Genomic DNA, 19,034 nt, shown 5'->3' with positions numbered 1-19,034 from the left:
GAAAGCAGCAAAAGAACCGATCGCCCTTCTGCAAGCTGTCACTCGCCAATTGATAACGGAATTACCCGATTCTCTTTACTGGTCTGGCGTTCAAGAGACGCTCATAGGTGATTTTCGGCCGCTGTCGAAGGTTAGGCTCACACCGTATCCCTAACTCGCTGGCTCCGAATGGAGCGGACTACTCTTCCTATTCATCGCTTTGACGAAAAATATAACGTTACGATGAAGTATATCGGATTTCCCGGGCTCCGTCAACCAACCTGGGCGGCATGGGGTCTGACCACCCGCGTGCAATACCGCATACGAGGAGGACGACGAAATGCTAAAAGAGCAGGATCAAGAACTTCAGCGGCAGTCTCTCAGCTTCATCCGCGCCGGGCGAACCGTGCGTATTCTCTCAGCCCAGCTTCTCCAGCTCGTTGCGCTCCAGTCGATCCATGCGCTCGCTGCGGTCCAGAGCTTCCCATTCCTCTTTGCCCAATATCTCCAGCTGCGCTTCCAGAAGCGTACGGAAACGCGTTCTGTAAACGGAAGCCTGTTTGCGTAACTCTTCAATCTCTATAGCAATCTGGCGGGATTTGACCAACGATTCGTTAATGATGCGGTCAGCGTTCTTCTCCGCCTCTTTAACGATCAGCTGCGCTTCTTTCTTGGCGTTGGTCTTGACCTCGTCGGCTGCTTCCTGCGCCACAATAATCGTTTTGCTCAACGTTTCCTCGATGGTGCTGAAATGGTCCAAACGCTCTTGAATCGTCGTCAGTCGGTTCTGCAGCTCCTTGTTTTCGCGGATCAGCGCCTCATAATCTTTAATGACCTGATCAAGAAACTCATTCACTTCATCCTCGTCATAGCCGCGGAAAGAACGGCCGAACTCCTTATTATGTATATCTAATGGTGTTAACGGCATTGCTGCACCTCCTACATATTTTAAAACCGTTCCGTCCGACGATAAAGGAAAGGACATTACAGCTTATTATTCGACATGAAAAAAGATATTCCTGCCTGGACTTACACATACTTTCCGATTTTGACCCGCCATCTGCCTTTTTTCGTTACGCCTTCGACTTCCAGCATTTTAAACCGGCCAAAGCCCTGAATCGATACCATGTCCCCCGCTTTCAGCGGCGTGCTCGGGTCATCCTCGGCCTTCCAGTTGACGCGGCAGCGTCCGGCTTTGATCGGGAGAAGAATTTTGGCTCTGCTCAGATGGAACACGTCGCTCGCAATCCCGTCGAGACGCAGGGAAGCGACCGAGATATGGGCTTCCTCCAGGGAAGCAGCCGACGTTCGGAGCTCGTCCACCGGCAAAATCTCGGTCAGCACATTCACTTTATGCACCTGTCTCAGCTCAAGCCGCATGAAATCGCTCACTTCCTCCGCGATCAGGCAGTGGCAGCCGTCTTCATGGACGTGTATGTCACCGATCTTGTCCCTTTTCATCCCTAAGCCGAGGATGGCGCCCATGTAATCTCCATGCTCCAAAGTAAGAAACTTATTGTCTCCGGAAGTGATAGAGAGCACCCTGATGCCCATGTCCTCTTCATCAAGCGGCCTGTAGTCCGGGGCTGTAATCGCCCTCTTGCGTTCCGCTTCGCCATATCCTCCGTCAAGGCGGATGTGCACATCCGGTTCGCGGTTGACAAGTGTACTGAGAATAAACGCCTGTCTCGGATCCAGAAAATCAGTTCTTTTGACTGCGTGATTCCGGGCGGCTTTGTCCACCCACTCGGCCGCTTTGTCGATAAATGGCTGCTCATCCGGATGAAAATGCGAATATATATCCATAATCCCTCACATTGTTGAAGATAAAAGGTTAAATAAAGAAGCCGACAACCACTTTAATGCCGAGAATAACGAATCTCAAAGCGATCAGCGCAATAATCGGAGAAAGGTCGATCATGCCACCGATCGGGGGAATAAACCGGCGGAAAACCGAAAGGTATGGCTCGACTAATTTTCCCAGCCATTCGCCGATAAAGCTGTCCCGGACATTCGGGAGCCATGATAATAAAACATATCCTATAATCATATAGGAATAGATGGAGCCTAATAAATCAATCGTCGAGTTAACACTGTTATACAATCCGTTCACCTCATAAAGTTATTATGACTTAAGTTTCTTCGTGTAGTATGTCCTTAATGGATCCTTGAATCTCGATGGAGTCCGGTGTGCACAGAAAAATATTGGTGCCGAGTTTGGACATGTTGCCGTTCAGGGCATACACGGTACCGCTTAGAAAATCCACGATCCGCATTGCGATTTCCGGCCTGACCCTGTGAAGGTTGACGATGACAGGCCTTCTGGAGCGCAAATGGTCCGCAATATCCTGAGTCTCTTCGAAAGAATGGGGTTCGTTCAGCACCACCCGCACATTCTTCTGGGAATGTATGCTCACGATATTATTCTTATTCTTACGCGCATCGGGCGTATTGGTTTCATGCTCTTCCGCCGGGGCTTCCACCACACGCTCGCGCTGTATGATCTCTTCCTCTTCCTGCATTCCGATAAAATGCATGAACTTATTCATTATACCCATTGCCGTCACTCCATTTCTAAGAGATATATTTGCGGAACCGGTTTACAGTTCCTTTCCGACCAAGACGGTGCCCAGCCTGATCCAGGTAGCGCCCTCTTCCACGGCCACCTCAAAATCGCCCGACATCCCCATCGACAGCCCTTCGACCTCGTAGCGGAGCATTCCTGTGCCGTTCAGCTCATCCCGCAGCTCACGCAGCCGCCTGAACACCGGCCGGGTTGCCTCGGGCTCCGCTTCATAGGGCGCCATAGTCATTAAACCGGCGATATGTATATGCTCCATGTTCCGAATTTCTTTCACAAAGGAAAATAACGCTTCCGGTCCCATGCCGAATTTCGTATCTTCGCCCGATATGTTGAGCTGTATGAAACATCGGGCCGTAATCCCGAGAGAGGCGGCTTTCTTCTCGATCTCTTTCGCCAGAGAGAGCCTGTCCAGCGAATGGATATAAGAGAATCTGCCTGCCACTTCCTTCACCTTGTTCGTCTGCAGATGGCCGATAAAATGCCAGGTGCCGGCGCCGTCAAGCGCTTCCCATTTGGGCTGCGCATCCTGCCAGCGGTTCTCGCCGATATGGGTGAATCCGTTCTCCATCACCATACGGGTCGTTTCCAGTGAGACGTACTTCGTAACTGCGACCACCTGCACGTCGCTCCGTCTTCTTCCGCTTCTTTCGCATGCGTTTGCGATTCTGTCCTCTATCTCTTTTACACGTTTTAAAAAGTCCATAAACTATCTCACTTTCCCGCCTGATGCCTTTCCTGTAGAATCCCTAAATAAGCCATGATCCTGCCTGTTTTCCCGCCTTCTTTACGATGGGAGAAAAAAATTTCGTTTTGACAGCTGGTGCATAAATTGCTTATTTCGATATGAGACGGCAAAATTCCTGCTTTTATCATAATGTGTCGATTAGTGTGTTGCAAGTTCAGCATGTATTTTCCGCCCGGTTTTCTTTCGTAAAAAGGCATGGAATCATGATTCCCGGCATCGCCGAAGTTGTCTGGCCCTAACGCTTCCTTTACCCGGTCGATTACCATTTGATCCACCTCGTAGCAGCACACGCCGATCGAAGGCCCTACAGCACCCAGGATATCCTCCGGACGGCTACCGAACGATTCCGTCATAGCCCGGACTGTTTTCTCCGCAATGCGCAGCACTGTGCCTTTCCAGCCCGCATGGGCCAGGCCGACGGCTTTACGCACGGGATCGACAAAATAAAGCGGAACGCAGTCCGCAAACATCGCGCACAGGACGACTCCGGCAACATTCGATACAAACCCGTCGGTTTTCTGCAGGGCGGTTTCCATCGACTCTCTTCCCATGCCACGTTCCCGCTCCGTGATAATGGCAATATCATTCCCGTGCACCTGATCGGCGAAAGTGAGCGCTTCAAAAGAGACTCCCAGCCTCGCGGCCACCTTCCTGCGATTGGCAATGACCGCATCCGGACGGTCCGCCACATGAAGCCCGCAGTTCAGCGATGAAAAGTCCCCTTGGCTGACTCCGCCTTCCCGGGAGGTGACCCCCGCAGTAAGGAAGCTGAAACGGTCGGTCCATTTCTCCAAACGATATAAAACAGGCTGTCCCGGTTCTTTTACAAAAGGTTCCATGCGTCTCCTCCCGTGTCCACAAACTTTGGCGCATGCCAAAGCTTTATTTTTCTAGTGTAACACAACCTGCAGCCGACGCCCTACAAATTTTGACACAGAATTAGGCCGCCAGCAATAGTCCTGCAAAAGTGAAACGAAGCTCCGCAGCTTAATCCCCGCAGTTCGAATGGAGCCCAAAAGACAAGGCACAATAGTGCTGCCCGCTTCATACGGGACGGCCTGTTGTGCCCCTTGCCTTTTCGCTAAATTCCGCATATCCGCCGGAGAGCTGCCAGCACAATATGGGTCGGCTGTTGTGCCTCATTTTGCATTATGCGTTATATTGACGGTTGAAATCGTAGGTCTCTTCTTTATCCTCTGTCCCACGTGTGATTTTGACGTCATCCAGCTTAACGAGCACGACGTCCATGCCGATCTTCACGATGTTCTTCCAAGGGATGATTACATCCGTCGACCCTCCGAACAAACCGAAGAAACGGCCCTGATTTGGCACTACGATGGAATCGATCCTTCCCTGGCGCAGGTCCAGCTCGAGATCGCTGATTTGGCCCAGCTTTTTCCCGTCGACAATATTAATAACGTCTTTTGTTTGAAAATCGGATATTTTCACGATGCGACCACCACGATCTCCATGAATTTTCAAAACGCTTCTCCCTATTACTATATGTGGCAGCAGCCCGAAATGTCCTAATTTACTCACAAAATCACCGCGCGGGTGAAGGCATCCATTCGACTTTTGCAGTGAACCAAACTATTGTGCTTAGGAAGAAAAGGGTACTAGGGCTCCAGCCGCTGTTGGTGCCGTGTTCCTTGATGAGGTTAAGCGGCGGGAACACGGACACCAAAGACGGATCCTGTACTTTTCGCCTCATAGCCTTTTTCTTTGTTAGATCTACTCCGAGACGTCTTCACGTTTCCCGCACTATTTCCCGGAAATTTCCCGGGATTACGGAATGTAATTCCGCTAATGCGGTATTTCCCGATTATTTCCTTGCATTAAGGAATTAAATTCCGTTAATGTCAGGCGGGGCGGGGAGCGGGAAATCCGGGAATAACGGAATAAGAATCCGTTACCGCCGTAAATGCACCGTTCACAATAGTTCTGCCAAGGCAGGGAGTCCTTTGGCCTCGGATTGAATCTTTCTTTAACATAAAAAAACCTGTTCGGCGGCGCCGACAGGTTTTCGGGGTTAATTTTTCACGTATTTTTGCATTTGCGATATGGCCGACTTCTCCAGCCTGGACACCTGGGCTTGGGAAATGCCGATCTCATCGGCGACTTCCATCTGCGTCTTGCCTTCAAAGAACCGCATCGACAGAATCATTTTCTCGCGTTCATTGAGCCTTCTCATCGCTTCCCGCAGGGCAATGCCCTCAATCCACGAGACGTCTTTATTGCGCTCGTCGCTGATTTGATCCATCACATAGATGGGATCTCCGCCGTCATGGTAAATCGGCTCGAACAGCGACACCGGATCCTGGATAGCGTCGAGGGCGAAGACCACATCTTCCTTCGGCACATTCAACGCTTCGGAAATTTCATAGATGGTGGGTTCCCGCGAATTGACATTTGTCAGGCTGTCCCGCACCTGAAGCGCCTTGTAGGCGATATCCCTAAGGGAACGCGACACGCGAATCGGATTGTTATCCCTTAAATAACGGCGAATCTCGCCGATAATCATAGGCACGGCATAGGTTGAAAACTTAACATTCTGGCCCAGATCAAAATTGTCGATCGCCTTCATCAAGCCGATGCAGCCGACCTGGAACAGATCGTCGACGAATTCGCCGCGGTTATTGAACCTTTGTATCACGCTCAGCACAAGCCTCAGGTTGCCGTTAACCAATTTCTCTCTTGCCGCCAGTTCATTTTTCGTTTGAAGCCGGTCGAACAACTCGCGCATTTCCACATTGGTGAGAACAGGCAGTTTGGCGGTATCAACTCCACAAATCTCGACTTTATTCCGGGTCATCGTGATTACCTCCCAAGGAGAAACATTACTGTAAATTATCTCCGCGGGAATCCATTTTATGCGTTTCCGGACGCGTTGCCGCCGACTTGACTTTTACTGTTGAATTGCTCTATCGCATTCCGCATGGAAGTTGACGCTTACACAAAATAAAAACTTTTTTTGCCGCCTACACCATTTTATTGAATTCCTTGCGAAGCCGTTTGATTATCCTTTTCTCAAGCCTGGATATGTACGACTGGGAGATTCCCAGCATATCGGCCACATCCTTCTGCGTCTTCTCCTCGCCGTCCTGCAGCCCAAAACGAAGCTCCATAATAATCCGTTCTCTTTCGCTCAGCTTATCCAAAGCTTTATGCAGCAGCTTCCGGTCCACCTGTTCCTCGATATTGCGATAAATTGTGTCATTCTCTGTGCCGAGCACATCGGAAAGCAGCAGTTCGTTCCCGTCCCAATCGATATTCAGCGGCTCGTCGAAGGATACTTCCGTTCGGATCTTGCTGTTGCGCCGCAAATACATCAGAATCTCATTCTCGATACAGCGGGAAGCGTAGGTGGCGAGCTTGATTTTCTTCTCGGGATCGAACGTATTTACCGCTTTGATAAGGCCAATGGCTCCGATGGACACCAGGTCTTCTATGTTAATTCCGGTGTTCTCGAACTTTCTGGCGATGTAGACGACCAGACGGAGATTGCGTTCAATCAGCATGGCGCGAATCGCCGCGTCGCCGGACGGGAGCTTCTCGAGCAGATACTCCTCCTCTTCCCTCGTGAGCGGCGGCGGCAGTGCTTCGCTTCCTCCGATATAGTAGATCTCTTCCCCTTTTAATCCGAGCAAAAACAAGAAACGATAATACCATATCTGCAGGCGGAGTCTCCATTTCAAGAACATCACTCGTTCCTCCTAACTGTAATGTGCAGAGCTTGCTACTCGACTAAAGCCGGGTGAATAATCGCCTGATATGCCCCTTCCGAGCTTAGTTTTCCTCCGTCCAGACCGATCAGCACCTTCGTCGCTTCCACCTGTTTACCGTCATAGGCAATCACCACCTTATCCGGTTTAAGCGCCAGCATGAACTGCGTCCCGCGGTTGACTCCCCTGTATGGGATCAGCCTCAAGCGATCCTGCCAAGCGAAATCCTCCTTTCCCATCGCCGTCACGATCTGTTCGACATCCGACTGCTGGATTCTTTTCACCCAGGCTTCAGGCAGAACGTCTTTCCAAAAAAGAACCTCCATCACCATCACCGGCGTTCGCGTTAAAGGATCGTACAGCTGGTTGCCCGTATCGATCAAGCCCGTACATTTGGTCTCGTAGGTATCCATTACAATCGTGATCTCCGCCAGAAAAACGGTTAACTGTTCCTTTTCCCGACCGCTGCGGTGCACACTTCTGAACAACGCCACAGCACAGCCGAATACAATCAATATAAAAGGTACTCCCACTTGAAGGCTGCCTGTCTGCGTAAACCAGATTCCCTGAAAAATTTCATCCGCCGACTGAAAAAAATAGTGTGCTCCGAAAATCCCGCCGGCCGCCGCAAAATTAACGACGTAAAATGCTCCCATATTGCGAAGGAAGTGTTGAAGGCTTCCGAAACCGAACGCAGTCATAATCATCACAATGGAAAATATACATTTTACAGCGAACGTAAAAAGAAACTTCGTCTCCGGCAGAAACATCATGGCTACGTAGGAGGCGCCTATCAGTGCCGCAGCCCCGATTCTCCACCATGCCGCCCTGACTCTCCGGGTCCACGCTGTCGTCATTAAGACCGCTCCATCGATCAGCAGGTTGTTCAAAAAAATGACATCCGCGTATACAACCACTGTCCTTCCTCCCGGGTCTGATAGACTGAGACTAGTATATAAAAATGTGTATTCAATGTCTGTCTAATCATGCCGGCAGAGACTCACTTTTTTTGTCGCTTCCTGTTGGCTGTTTCCGTACATCAAGGCCCTGTCTCACCGGAACCGCACAAAAAGCCCGCAATAGAATCTCTCGATTCTCTTGCGGGCCTTGAATACTTGTATAAAATTATTCGTGGTTATTGCGGTTGCGGTTGCGCAGGAAGGTCGGGATATCCAGCTGGTCGCCGGATGTTTGGGCGTTGCCAAAAGACTTGATATGGCTCGGTTTGCTTTCCTGTGTTTCCTGAACCGGCGAACCCGGACGGCGCGAAGGAGCGGCAGGAACATGAGGCTTGTGCTCAAACCCGGTGGCGATCACGGTAACGATAATCTCATCCTTCAGGCTCTCATCGATCACCGCACCGAAGATCATGTTCACTTCCACGTCGGATGCGGATGCGACAATGTCAGCCGCCTCGTTCACTTCATACAGGCTGAGGCTGGAGCCCCCTCTGATATTCATAAGCACGCCTCTGGCTCCGTCAATAGACGTTTCAAGCAGCGGGCTCATAATCGCTTTCTTGGCTGCCTCGGCAGCGCGGTTTTCCCCTGTAGCTTCGCCGATTCCCATTAAAGCCGAACCGCGCTCGGTCATTATCGTCTTGACATCCGCGAAATCCAGGTTGATCAAGCCGGGAACGGCAATCAAATCGGAAATCCCCTGCACGCCTTGGCGAAGCACGTTATCCGCTTCCCGGAAAGCTTCCAGCATTGGAGTCTTCTTGTCCACAATTTCCAACAAACGGTCATTCGGAATGACGATCAGCGTATCAACCTTTTCCTTTAATGCCATAATGCCTTGTTCGGCTTGAGATGCCCGTTTGCGGCCTTCGAAAGTGAAAGGGCGCGTGACGACGCCTACGGTAAGCGCGCCGCACTCTTTGGCTATCTCTGCAATAACGGCTGCGGCTCCGGTACCTGTGCCTCCACCCATCCCGGCGGTGACGAATACCATATCGGCGCCTTTCAGAGTGTTCATGATCACATCCCTGGATTCCTCGGCGGCTTTCTTGCCGACCTCGGGATTGGCGCCCGCGCCAAGACCGCGGGTCAGCTTATCGCCGATCTGCAGCCTGTGCTCTGACTTTGCCAGGTGAAGGGCTTGAGCGTCGGTATTTACCGTAATAAACTCCACGCCCTTCACACCGTTTTCTATCATCCGGTTGACCGCGTTGCTTCCGCCGCCACCCACACCGATTACTTTTATTTGAGCAAACTGGTCCATATCCATGTCAAATTCAAACATATCAGTCCAATGTCCCCCTAACTTATCATTCGTCAGCCGAAGCCTTATTGCCGTGTCCCTCAAAGCTGAAGCGGGTACACTTATATGAATTCGCTCAACCAATTTTTGAAGCGTTCAAAAGTGCCCGGTTTCTCTTCCGCGGCGGCGGCAGTCTGCTTGGCTGCAGCGGCTGTCGTCTTCCTTACGGCCCCCGGCTGGCGGTTGCGCACGTACTTGTTCAAGTAGCAGATGATGCCTACTCCGCTTGTAAAGGAAGGATCGCGGACGCCGATGAAATCGGGCACGCCGATCCGGACGGCATTGTTCAGTTCCGCTTGGGCGACGGCCAGAGTTCCGGGCAAATTCACCGTTCCGCCCGCGAGCACATAACCGCCGTTCACTTGAGAAAAGCCTAACCGGTTTACTTCGCCGCGGATAAGGTGAAATATTTCTTGCACACGGGGTTCGATTATATTCGCAAGGTCCGCCTGGGAGAATTCCTTTTCAATGTTGCTCCCCATACGGGTTACTTTAAACAGCAGATTCGGATCCGCGTCGTCGATAATGGCGCAGCCGTATTTCAGCTTGATCCTCTCAGCCGTATCCTGTACGGTGTGCAGTCCGATCATGATGTCGCTGGTGATAAAATCTCCGCCGACCGGTATGGTGGACGTCGCAACCAGATTGCCTTGCTCAAAAACGGCTATCGTAGTTGCGCCGGCACCGATATCCACCAGCACCGTTCCTATCGCTTTCTCGTCTTTCGACAAAGCCAAATGGCCTGCGGCAAAGCTCATCAGATGCAGTCTGGCTACCTTCAACCCCGCTTTCTCGACGACACGGATCAAATTATGTACTGCGGTTTTGGCACCTGTGACAATGGTAGCTTCAACTTCCAGACGAACGCCGATCATCCCGCGCGGGTCCTGAATCCCTTCCAGGCCGTCAACCAGATACTGATTGGCTACCACCCCGATAATTTCCCGTTCCGGAGGCAGTGCGATCACTTTGGCGGCCTGCAGCACGCGTTCGATATCCTCTTCGCCGATCTCACGGTTCTCGTTGGAGACGGCGACCACGCCATGGCTCGACTGCAGGGCGATATGATTCCCGGAAATCCCCACGTGCACCTCGGATATCTGGATTCCGACCATCCTCTCCGCATGGTCAGCCGCGCTGCGGATGGATTGGACGGTCTTGTCAATATCCACGATAGCTCCTTTGCGAATACCTTCCGAGTCGGCAGATCCAACTCCAATTATATTAATGGTTCCGCCCATAACTTCCCCAATAATAACGCGAACTTTGGATGTACCGATGTCCAAACTAACAATGATGTCATTGCTGCTCAACCCGTGGCACCTCCTATTAAATTTTAAGTTTAGTCGGGATTGGCACAGTGGCCGTTCATTTCATGGATTTCATAATTAATGGGATTAACTTGTTTCTTTGCACGATCGAATTAACATATTCAACATTCATCTGGGTTTCCCTCTTTTTTTTGTATAATTTATTGAAAAACTATACGGAAATCAGCCGAAAAAAAAGACTAATAGAGAGGGAAAAAACGCAGAAGAGCCATAGAATCATGCATACGATTAATTTTACCATCTTTTGAGGCTCATTTGCTAGTGCATTTTTGGAGAATCGTAATTTCTGATAGATTTCTAATGATAAAATCCCCCGCCAAGCGGTTGCAACTTACCGCGCTGCCGGCTTGGGAATATCTTTGGCCGGGTCATTCTTTGGGTCCGTGGCGGACGCCGGCGGCTGCTTCTTGTCTCCTTTATCTTTGGGAAGCTCCTTGCCTGTTTTTTGCTGGTCATTGCCGTACGGGGCGTATTTATCGGCTTCAAGCAGGGTCAGGACTCCCGAGGTGATGCCCGCATCGCGGAGCGCAGCCAAATGGGTGCCCAGCACTTTCATTTTGTCGGGCAGATAACCGATCGTGGTATAGACCTCAAAAGGGTAGCGCGTATACATTTTGATTTTGTCCGGATATGCTTCTGAAGGCTCAGGCCTGATCTCGGAAATATTCTTCAGGGTATCGGCGGATAACAGCGCCAGTGTTTGGCACAGCTGGACTTTGAGCGGATTGTCAGGCTCCCAGCCCGTCAGCACCGGCTTGTCCAAAATTACGCCGGGGTCGACTTTGACCGGGCTGCCGTCGGCGAGCAGCACTTCCTTGCCGCCGTCTGCCGCCATTTGAAACGCAACTCTCGGAAATTCTTTTACGGTAATCTTGACTGATCCCGGAAACTGCTTCGTCACCACAGCCGATTCGATCATTTTCAAAGCTTTCAGCCGCTGCTCCACCTGATCCTTACGGAGGGCAAAATAATGATCCCCTTGCTTGATCCGGGAGGCTCTCAAAATGTCGTCGGCACTTGCGGCTTCGTTGCCGGAGACGGTAATTTGCGAGATTTTGCTGAGCGAAGATTGAAAGAAGAGAATAACCAGCACGATAACGAAAAATAACACCAGCAGGGTCAGCAGCTTACGGTTAGAATGCGGCTTCTTCTTTTCTTGCGGCATTACGGGTATCTTTTGGTTGGAAGGCAACTTCGGCACCACCTATGGGACTAAATTCTGCTGCTGCAATAACGGCATAACGCCTGCATCCCCTCCTGGACTCAGGAAGGGATCTCGGGCGGTGATGATCATACGCTAGTTACTTGCTACCACGTTTCTTCGGAACCGGCGCGATCCGGTGGATACTCGCCCCCAAGCGGGTGAGCATCTGCTCGATCCGGTCATATCCGCGGTCTATATGATGAATCTGTTCGACGATCGTCGTACCGTTCGCCGCCAGTCCGGCAATGACCAGTGCGGCTCCCGCCCTAAGGTCGGTGGCCTCCACGGTCGCTCCGTACAGCCGGGTCACCCCGCGGACGAATGCGGTCGTCAGATCGACGCGGATATCCGCTCCCATGCGGGACAGTTCATCGACATGCTTGAACCGGCCCTCAAAAACCGTCTCTTTAATGATGCTTGCCCCGTCGGCTAAAGAAAGAAGAACCATAATCTGCGACTGCAGGTCCGTCGGAAACGCGGGATAAGGGGAAGTGACAATCTTCTCCACGGCCTTGGGCCGGGTTTTACAGTTCACCACCATTATATCATCGTCGACAGAGATTTGAACACCGGTCCTTCTCAGCACGTGAATCACGGAGGTCAAATGGCCCGGATGCACATTCTCAAGCGTGATGCTTCCTCTTGTAGCCGCAGCCGCCACCATGAACGTTCCCGCGACTATACGGTCGGGAATGACCTTATAGGTGCAGGGAGTCAGATGCTTTACGCCCTTAATTGTTATTGTGCCAGTGCCGGCCCCGATGATCTCTGCCCCCATGGCGTTCAAATAATTTTGCAGGTCCTGAATTTCCGGCTCTCTGGCCGCATTTTGAAGGATCGTAATGCCATCGGCCATGGCTGCGGCCATCATAATGTTTTCCGTGGCCCCCACACTGGGGAAATCGAGCACGATCTCAGTGCCCTGCAGCTCGGAAGCGTTGCAAACTATCGTATCGGGCGACTCCACGATCCTGGCGCCCAGCGCCTCGAGGCCTTTCAGGTGAAGGTCGATTTTGCGCTCCCCGATGGCGCAGCCTCCGGGTTGATAAACCTGCACCTCGCCAAATCTGGCAAGCAGCGGACCCATCAGAAAGATCGAGGACCTCATTTGCTTCATCAATTCTTCCGGAATGTGAAAGCTGTCCGCGGTCGATGTGTCTATCGTGACCGTCTGCCCTTGATGAGCTACCCGGCAACCAAGTGCGCGCAGGATGTTAAGCATAACCTGAATATCCAGCAAGTCCGGTATATTGTGCAGGGTATGCGTTCCGCTTGCCATCATGCTGGCAGCAAGTATCGGCAAAGCGGCATTTTTCGCGCCATGAATTTTAATGGTTCCCGAGAGAGGCCGCCCACCTTCGATAACCAACTTCTCCAATGTCCCACCTCCGATTTACCGTTCACCCACCACCAATACTTCGGATACAAGCGCAACGCCGTATTTTTGCTGAACGGCATGCTTCACCTGCCCAATGAGGGTGAGAACGTCTTCGGCTGCAGCCTGGCCGGTGTTCACGATGAAATTGGCATGCAGAGTGGAGACTTGCGCTCCTCCGACGGTCAAACCTTTCAGTCCCGCCGATTCAATCAGCTTCGCCGCATGATGGCCTTCCGGATTGCGAAATACGCTTCCACAGGACGGCTGATGTAAAGGCTGGGTCCGCAAACGCCTGTCTTTGTAAGCCGCCATGGCTGCCGCTATTTCCTTCCGGTCGCCGTATTCGAGCTCAAACACCGCCTCGGTTACAATCCCGGGCTTGTTTTGAAGCACAGAATGACGGTAAGCGTATTGTAAATCCTCGTTCTGCATAACGATCAAATCACCTGTCTCCGTCAGCACTTCAGCACTTTTGAGTATGCGTGACACATCAGATCCGTGGGCTCCCGCATTCATGTATACGGCGCCTCCGACGGTTCCCGGAATTCCTCCGGCAAATTCAAGCCCGGTTAATCCCTGCTTTCCGGCCATCACGGAGAGCTTGATAAAAGAGTAGGAGCCCCCCGCGCAAACGGCGGTCCCTTCGAAGCGGAGCGTTTCCAGCGCCTCCCCGAGCTTCAGCGTAATGCCCCGGATCCCTTTGTCGGTCACCAGCAGGTTGGAGCCTCTTCCGATCACCGTCCAAGGTACTCCGTGCTTACGCAAAATTTTTACCGTCTCCACCAAAAGATCCTTCGTTTGCGGAATCAGCAGCACATCGGCAGGGCCTCCGATTTTCCAGGTGGTGTGTGCGGCCAATGATTCGTTGAAACGAATTTCGCCGATTTGGGCGGCCTGCAGTTCAGATATAACCTGTTGCATTGATAAATGCCTCCTTCACAGAACATCGGGATAGGCAGGGAAGCCGCCGTTAGCAATTGCCTGTTGCTTTCAGCGGCATCCACACCGGCTTATACTTGAATCTCCGAAAAAACGGCCATTTCCCCGGTATTCCCGTATCGGCTGTCGTCACCTGATCTGTCACGGTTATAATGTAGTTTATGTCGAACCGGCAAGAGTGTGACAAAAGCCCAGAACAGACCTCGCGGATGCCAGGAACGTTTTTTTCGGAGAAATGAGATTACCTTTTGGTCAATTTGCGCAGTTCTCTCAGAATCATCTCGGCGGAATCCTGCTTTCCCAACCGGCGGGCGTGCTTCGACATCGATTCCCAGCGGATGGGATCTTCCATAATCGCGGCGGCTTTGGCAAAAAGCTCGGCGGGACGAAGCTCCTTCTCCAGGACCATTTCGGAAGCTCCTTCCTGCTGGAGTGACCTAGCGTTAGCCTCTTGATGGTTGTTGGTGACATTTGGAGAAGGAATAAGTATGGAAGGAATTCCCAAGGATGTAATTTCCGACAGGAAGGACGCGCCCGCTCTCGAAATGATCAGCGATGTCGCCGCCAGCACCTCCGGCATGTTGTGGACGTAAGGCAGCACCTGCAGGTTGTCAGGGAGCCCGGCCGACGTGCCGCAGATTTGCTCCAATGTATTCTCGTAATAAGGCTGGCCTGTAATATAGACAAAACGAATATGCGGCAGCTGTCGGAGCAGGGGGGCCATTCCCACCATGGCCTCGTTCAAAGCTTTGGCGCCTCTGCTTCCCCCGACGATGACGACAACCCTGGAACGGTCAGGCAGCCCCAGTATCCGGTAGCCCTCCTGGGCGTCGGCCCGGAAGACGGTGGTGGCTCTCGGGTTTCCGGTATAAATCACCCGCCGGGCTTTCGGAAATTCTTTTTCCGTTCCCGGAAAAGACACTGCCATTGTACTCGCGTAGCGGCTCAAAAATTTGTTCGTCAGGCCCGCGATCACGTTCTGCTCGTGGACGAGCGTAGGCAGTCCCAGCCTGGCGGCAGCATAAAGCACCGGCCCGCATACATAGCCGCCGGTACCGACCACCGCGTCAGGCCGAAATTGCTTGATCAGCGCATTGGCGCGCGACACCCCTTGAAAAAACCGGATAACGGTTTTCACATTTTGCAGCGAAAGCTTCCTTCTGAACCCGCTGATTTCAATCGACTCGAACGGCATGTTCGGCGCGGATTTGGCCACTATGTCCCTCTCCAGGCCGGAATTTGTTCCTATGTACAAAAACCGGGAATCCGGCAGCTCCTGCATGCACTGCTCGGCAATCGCCAAAGCAGGATACACGTGGCCGCCGGTTCCCCCGCCGCTAAGTATAATTCGCAATGCATTTCACCTCGCGTAACGCGATATATTTAACAATACTCCGATGGATGTCAGCATCAGCGTCAGTGACGATCCTCCCGCGCTGATCAGCGGAAGAGTAATGCCCGTCACCGGAAACATCCCTATGACGACACCGATGTTGATGACCACCTGGACGGCGATCATTCCCACGATGCCCACGGCCAGCAGGCTGCCGAACATATCCGGCGCCGTTATCGCCGTGCGCATGCCCCGCCAAAGCAGCAGAAGAAACAGCAGAAGCACGATGGAGCCGCCGATAAAGCCCAATTCCTCAGCGATGATGGAAAAGATGAAATCGGTCTGCGGCTCGGGCAGGTAGCTGTATTTCTGGCGGCTCATCCCGAGGCCCAGCCCGACGAGGCCGCCGGGGCCGATCGCATACAGCGACTGGATGATCTGGTAGCCCGCGCCAAGAGGGTCCTGCCAGGGATCCAGGAAGGCTGTGATGCGCTTAAGCCGATAGGGCGCCGCGATGATCAGCCCGGCCAGCCCCGCGGCTCCCACCATGGCCAGACAGGCCAGGTGGAACAGCCGGGCTCCGGCCGTGTAGATGATCAGCAACGACGCGCCGACGAGTACGGCCCCGGTGCCGAGGTCGGGCTGCAGCATGATGAGCCCGAAGGCAAGCCCCATCAGTCCGAGCGGGGGCAGCAGGCCTGTCCGCAACTCGGTGATTTTGTACCGGTGGTCGGAAAGCATTTTGGCGAGGAACATGATCATGCCGATTTTCATAAATTCCGACGGCTGGATGCCGAAGGCGCCGATGCCGAGCCAGCTGCGGGCTCCTCCTCGTACGACGCCGATGCCCGGGACAAGCACAATCAGCAAAAGCGCAAAACATACTATAAGCGCAACCTTACCGTATTTTTTCCACACCCAGTAATCCACGTTCATCATAAACAGCATCGCAGCTACTCCAAGCGCGGCAAACAACAGCTGCCTTTTCAGATAATAATACCAGTCGCCGAATTCATGGTACGAAAGAACGGCGCTTGCGCTGTACACCATAACAACGCCGATGCACAGAATCGCCAAGGTTGAGACCAGAAGGAACAGGTCGGGAGCGGTACGTGATTTACCCATGCGGCACACCTCTTACATCCAATGTAGGAGGCGGACTGGCCTGCCCCCTTAGTTAAAGGTTATGCACGGACTCTTTAAAAATGCGTCCCCTTTCCTCATAAGAGGCAAACATATCCCAACTCGCGCAGGCCGGAGAGAGCAGTACGATGTCCCCTTCTTCTCCGAGTTCGTAAGCGGCGCTTACCGCTTGTTTCAGGGTGTCCTCTGCATTGTTAGCAGTATCGACGGTTTTCACCGAGGCCAACCCCGCGAGCTCCGCTACGCATTTGATTTTATCCCTTGTCTGCCCCAAGGCGACGACAGCCTTGACGCGTTCCCGGAACAAGGGCAGCAGCTCCATGTAATCGGAGCCTCTGTCCAGCCCCCCTGCGATCAGCACGACCGGCGCTTCAAAGGATTCTACCGCTTTGATCGTGGCTGCCGGATTCGTCGCCTTGGAGTTGTTGTAAAACGTCATGCCGTTCTTCTGCGCCACATATTCCAGACGGTGCTCCACTCCGCGGAAGTCCTTCAGGCATTTGGCAATGGCCTCAATCGGGACGCCTGCGGCTATGGCCACGGCGGAAGCCGCCAGGGCGTTCTCGACGTTAAACGAACCGGGGATCCCGATTTCCCGCGTCTTGGCAATGATATGCTTGCGTCCTGCCCGGTCGCGATAGACCGCCTGCGGTTCCACGCCGGAGTCGACGCCCCCTTCCACATACACTCCGTAATCCAACTGCTGCTCCAGGGAAAAAGGCAATATTTGCGCGGCCGCCCCTTGTGCCACCTTCCTGCAGACCTCATCGTCCCAATTTAGAACGGCGGTGTCTTCCTCCGTCTGGTTGGCGAACAGCTTCGCTTTGGACTGGATGTAGTCCTCCATCGACCCGTGATAGTCCAAATGCGTCTCATATACGTTTAATAAACAGGCGATTGCCGGCCTAAACGTCTGTGTTCCTTTCAGCTGGAAAGAACTCAATTCCACAACCATGACGTTCTCCTTGCCGGCCTCCAGGGCGGCTTCCGTCAAAGGCGTTCCGATATTTCCCGCAACAATCGGACGCAGCCCGCCCTGCTCGAGCATAAGGCCGATCCATGTTGTCGTGGTCGTCTTGCCGTTGGAGCCGGTGATGCCGATGATTGGCGCTTCGCACAGACGGTAAGCAACCTCAACCTCGGTCACAACCTCGATACCCAGGCTTACCGCTTTACGGACCGGGTCGATGGTGTAGGGAATGCCCGGGTTTTTCACAATGAGCTTTACGCCCTCATGGATGAGGTTAGCGGGATGGTGCCCGCAAATAACAGAAATACCCAGAGCCGTAAGTTCGTCGGCCTCAGGGCATAGTTCACGCGCTTTCTTATCGTTTGCGACCACTTTAGCTCCCATGTCATGAAACAGCTTGGCGGCGGCAAGTCCGCTTCTGGCCAAGCCGAGAATTACAACTTCCTGATTCTGATAAGAGCCTGGATGCTCCATGGATTACAACACCTCATTAATATAAAGTCCCAAACCGGCAAGCAGCAGGCCGGCCAGCCAAAAGCTGACGACAACCCGCCACTCCGACCAGCCGACCAGTTCAAAGTGGTGATGGATAGGGCTCATCTTGAATACCCTTTTCCCTCTTGTCTTAAACGAAACGACCTGAATGATAACCGACAGCATTTCCACTACGAACACGCCGCCGACAACGACCAGAAGCAGCTCCGCTTTGGTCAGGATCGCCGCAGCCGCAAGGCCTCCTCCAATGCCCAAAGAGCCGGTGTCTCCCATGAACACCTTGGCCGGATGAGCGTTGAATACAAGGAAGCCAAGCACGGCGCCGACCATGGCCGCCGAGAACACGGCGGCTTCAGGCTGCGTGTGGTTCATAGCGATGATCGCGAAAGCCCCGAAGGCGATAGCGCTGGTGCCCGCGAGCAGGCCGTCCAGGCCGTCCGTGAAGTTCACGGCGTTCGAAGTGCCCAGCATGATGATCGCAACCAGCACGTAATAGAACCAGCCGAGAGGGACCATCATGTTCGCAAAAGGAATGAAAACATCGGTGCTGTGTCCGCTGGCCGCAAGCAGGTAACAGACCACGGCGGAGACCAGCAGCTGTCCGAACAGCTTTTGCTTGGCCGTCAGCCCCAAAGAACGTTTAAAAACTATCTTCGTGTAATCATCCAGGAAGCCCACCAATCCATACCCCATCGAGGCGACCACCAGAATGACGAAATCCATATTTTTATCGGCGAATTTCAGCACAGCAAGAAGCAGGGCAAGCAGAATAATCACTCCGCCCATCGTTGGTGTTCCCGCCTTTTTCAAATGGCCTTGTGGACCGTCGGAGCGGATCTGCTGGCCGAATTTCAATCGGCGCAGGAAGGGGATCAGAATCGGCCCCAGAATGACCGCCAGCAAGAAAGCCACACCCAATGTGAACAGTATCGTTTGATTATCCACGTAT

General features: G+C 52.8%; 19 protein-coding genes and 1 other annotated feature (1 of these 20 cut by a window edge). All 19 genes read right to left on the bottom strand.

The genetic code is table 11. The features are described from left to right. Window positions 1-204, bottom strand: a binding site (T-box leader) (it extends 38 nt beyond the left edge of the window). A gap of 193 nt (window positions 205-397) precedes the next feature. Continuing rightward, window positions 398-907, bottom strand: a complete 510-nt coding sequence (locus ACZ5N7_RS02815) for a DivIVA domain-containing protein (RefSeq protein ID WP_464657216.1) — start codon at window positions 905-907, stop codon at window positions 398-400. 101 nt (window positions 908-1,008) lie between these two features. After that, on the bottom strand, window positions 1,009-1,785 hold the full coding sequence (locus ACZ5N7_RS02810; RefSeq protein ID WP_464657215.1) for a YlmH family RNA-binding protein: 777 nt from the start codon (window positions 1,783-1,785) through the stop codon (window positions 1,009-1,011). Window positions 1,786-1,813: 28 nt separating this feature from the next. Next, on the bottom strand, window positions 1,814-2,083 hold the full coding sequence (locus ACZ5N7_RS02805) for a YggT family protein (protein ID WP_464657214.1): 270 nt from the start codon (window positions 2,081-2,083) through the stop codon (window positions 1,814-1,816). A 28-nt stretch (window positions 2,084-2,111) separates the two neighbouring features. Then, window positions 2,112-2,537 (bottom strand): cell division protein SepF, encoded by a 426-nt coding sequence (locus ACZ5N7_RS02800; RefSeq protein WP_464657212.1) that lies wholly within the window; start codon window positions 2,535-2,537, stop codon window positions 2,112-2,114. Window positions 2,538-2,579: 42 nt separating this feature from the next. After that, window positions 2,580-3,266: a YggS family pyridoxal phosphate-dependent enzyme gene (locus ACZ5N7_RS02795; RefSeq protein WP_464657210.1), complete on the bottom strand. Its 687-nt coding sequence runs from the start codon at window positions 3,264-3,266 to the stop codon at window positions 2,580-2,582. A gap of 8 nt (window positions 3,267-3,274) precedes the next feature. Further along, complete coding sequence (gene pgeF / locus ACZ5N7_RS02790) at window positions 3,275-4,147, bottom strand: peptidoglycan editing factor PgeF (protein WP_464657208.1); 873 nt, start codon at window positions 4,145-4,147, stop codon at window positions 3,275-3,277. Window positions 4,148-4,457: 310 nt separating this feature from the next. Next, window positions 4,458-4,757, bottom strand: coding sequence for a YlmC/YmxH family sporulation protein (locus tag ACZ5N7_RS02785; RefSeq protein WP_464659116.1), 300 nt, complete (start codon window positions 4,755-4,757; stop codon window positions 4,458-4,460). A 580-nt stretch (window positions 4,758-5,337) separates the two neighbouring features. After that, entirely contained in the window at window positions 5,338-6,120 is a 783-nt protein-coding gene (gene sigG / locus ACZ5N7_RS02780; protein ID WP_464657207.1) for an RNA polymerase sporulation sigma factor SigG, read from the bottom strand. A gap of 166 nt (window positions 6,121-6,286) precedes the next feature. Then, on the bottom strand, window positions 6,287-7,009 hold the full coding sequence (sigE, locus tag ACZ5N7_RS02775; protein ID WP_464657205.1) for an RNA polymerase sporulation sigma factor SigE: 723 nt from the start codon (window positions 7,007-7,009) through the stop codon (window positions 6,287-6,289). Window positions 7,010-7,044: 35 nt separating this feature from the next. Beyond that, window positions 7,045-7,947 (bottom strand): sigma-E processing peptidase SpoIIGA, encoded by a 903-nt coding sequence (spoIIGA, locus tag ACZ5N7_RS02770; protein ID WP_464657203.1) that lies wholly within the window; start codon window positions 7,945-7,947, stop codon window positions 7,045-7,047. Window positions 7,948-8,155: 208 nt separating this feature from the next. After that, window positions 8,156-9,274 (bottom strand): cell division protein FtsZ, encoded by a 1,119-nt coding sequence (gene ftsZ / locus ACZ5N7_RS02765; protein ID WP_464657201.1) that lies wholly within the window; start codon window positions 9,272-9,274, stop codon window positions 8,156-8,158. A gap of 80 nt (window positions 9,275-9,354) precedes the next feature. Continuing rightward, entirely contained in the window at window positions 9,355-10,605 is a 1,251-nt protein-coding gene (gene ftsA / locus ACZ5N7_RS02760) for a cell division protein FtsA (protein ID WP_464657199.1), read from the bottom strand. A gap of 349 nt (window positions 10,606-10,954) precedes the next feature. Further along, the gene (locus ACZ5N7_RS02755) at window positions 10,955-11,815 is read right to left on the bottom strand and encodes a cell division protein FtsQ/DivIB (RefSeq protein ID WP_464657197.1); all 861 of its coding nucleotides are present in this window, start codon (window positions 11,813-11,815) and stop codon (window positions 10,955-10,957) included. A gap of 109 nt (window positions 11,816-11,924) precedes the next feature. Continuing rightward, entirely contained in the window at window positions 11,925-13,205 is a 1,281-nt protein-coding gene (gene murA, locus ACZ5N7_RS02750) for a UDP-N-acetylglucosamine 1-carboxyvinyltransferase (protein WP_464657195.1), read from the bottom strand. Window positions 13,206-13,220: 15 nt separating this feature from the next. Next, window positions 13,221-14,126 carry a UDP-N-acetylmuramate dehydrogenase gene (gene murB / locus ACZ5N7_RS02745; protein WP_464657193.1) on the bottom strand — a complete coding sequence of 302 codons (906 nt, stop codon included), beginning with the start codon at window positions 14,124-14,126 and terminating at the stop codon, window positions 13,221-13,223. A 259-nt stretch (window positions 14,127-14,385) separates the two neighbouring features. After that, window positions 14,386-15,498, bottom strand: coding sequence for an undecaprenyldiphospho-muramoylpentapeptide beta-N-acetylglucosaminyltransferase (gene murG / locus ACZ5N7_RS02740; protein WP_464657192.1), 1,113 nt, complete (start codon window positions 15,496-15,498; stop codon window positions 14,386-14,388). 6 nt (window positions 15,499-15,504) lie between these two features. Next, window positions 15,505-16,602, bottom strand: a complete 1,098-nt coding sequence (spoVE, locus tag ACZ5N7_RS02735) for a stage V sporulation protein E (RefSeq protein WP_464657190.1) — start codon at window positions 16,600-16,602, stop codon at window positions 15,505-15,507. Between the two features lie 52 nt (window positions 16,603-16,654). Then, window positions 16,655-18,064, bottom strand: coding sequence for a UDP-N-acetylmuramoyl-L-alanine--D-glutamate ligase (gene murD / locus ACZ5N7_RS02730; RefSeq protein WP_464657188.1), 1,410 nt, complete (start codon window positions 18,062-18,064; stop codon window positions 16,655-16,657). Between the two features lie 3 nt (window positions 18,065-18,067). After that, window positions 18,068-19,030 carry a phospho-N-acetylmuramoyl-pentapeptide-transferase gene (gene mraY / locus ACZ5N7_RS02725; RefSeq protein WP_464657186.1) on the bottom strand — a complete coding sequence of 321 codons (963 nt, stop codon included), beginning with the start codon at window positions 19,028-19,030 and terminating at the stop codon, window positions 18,068-18,070. Window positions 19,031-19,034 lie beyond the last annotated feature (4 nt).

The sequence above is a fragment of the Paenibacillus sp. JCM 18996 genome, from assembly GCF_055392555.1.
Note: the sequence above shows the minus strand (reverse complement) of the source record. Positions and strands in the feature narration are given on the sequence as shown.

What these genes read in the sequence shown, in the direction of transcription:
- ACZ5N7_RS02815 (WP_464657216.1), bottom strand. Translation starts at nt 907, where the DNA reads ATGCCGTTAACACCATTAGATATACATAATAAGGAGTTCGGCCGTTCT.
- ACZ5N7_RS02810 (WP_464657215.1), bottom strand. Translation starts at nt 1,785, where the DNA reads ATGGATATATATTCGCATTTTCATCCGGATGAGCAGCCATTTATCGAC.
- ACZ5N7_RS02800 (WP_464657212.1), bottom strand. Translation starts at nt 2,537, where the DNA reads ATGGGTATAATGAATAAGTTCATGCATTTTATCGGAATGCAGGAAGAG.
- ACZ5N7_RS02795 (WP_464657210.1), bottom strand. Translation starts at nt 3,266, where the DNA reads ATGGACTTTTTAAAACGTGTAAAAGAGATAGAGGACAGAATCGCAAAC.
- pgeF (WP_464657208.1), bottom strand. Translation starts at nt 4,147, where the DNA reads ATGGAACCTTTTGTAAAAGAACCGGGACAGCCTGTTTTATATCGTTTG.
- sigG (WP_464657207.1), bottom strand. Translation starts at nt 6,120, where the DNA reads ATGACCCGGAATAAAGTCGAGATTTGTGGAGTTGATACCGCCAAACTG.
- sigE (WP_464657205.1), bottom strand. Translation starts at nt 7,009, where the DNA reads ATGTTCTTGAAATGGAGACTCCGCCTGCAGATATGGTATTATCGTTTC.
- ftsZ (WP_464657201.1), bottom strand. Translation starts at nt 9,274, where the DNA reads ATGTTTGAATTTGACATGGATATGGACCAGTTTGCTCAAATAAAAGTA.
- murB (WP_464657193.1), bottom strand. Translation starts at nt 14,126, where the DNA reads ATGCAACAGGTTATATCTGAACTGCAGGCCGCCCAAATCGGCGAAATT.
- spoVE (WP_464657190.1), bottom strand. Translation starts at nt 16,602, where the DNA reads ATGGGTAAATCACGTACCGCTCCCGACCTGTTCCTTCTGGTCTCAACC.
- murD (WP_464657188.1), bottom strand. Translation starts at nt 18,064, where the DNA reads ATGGAGCATCCAGGCTCTTATCAGAATCAGGAAGTTGTAATTCTCGGC.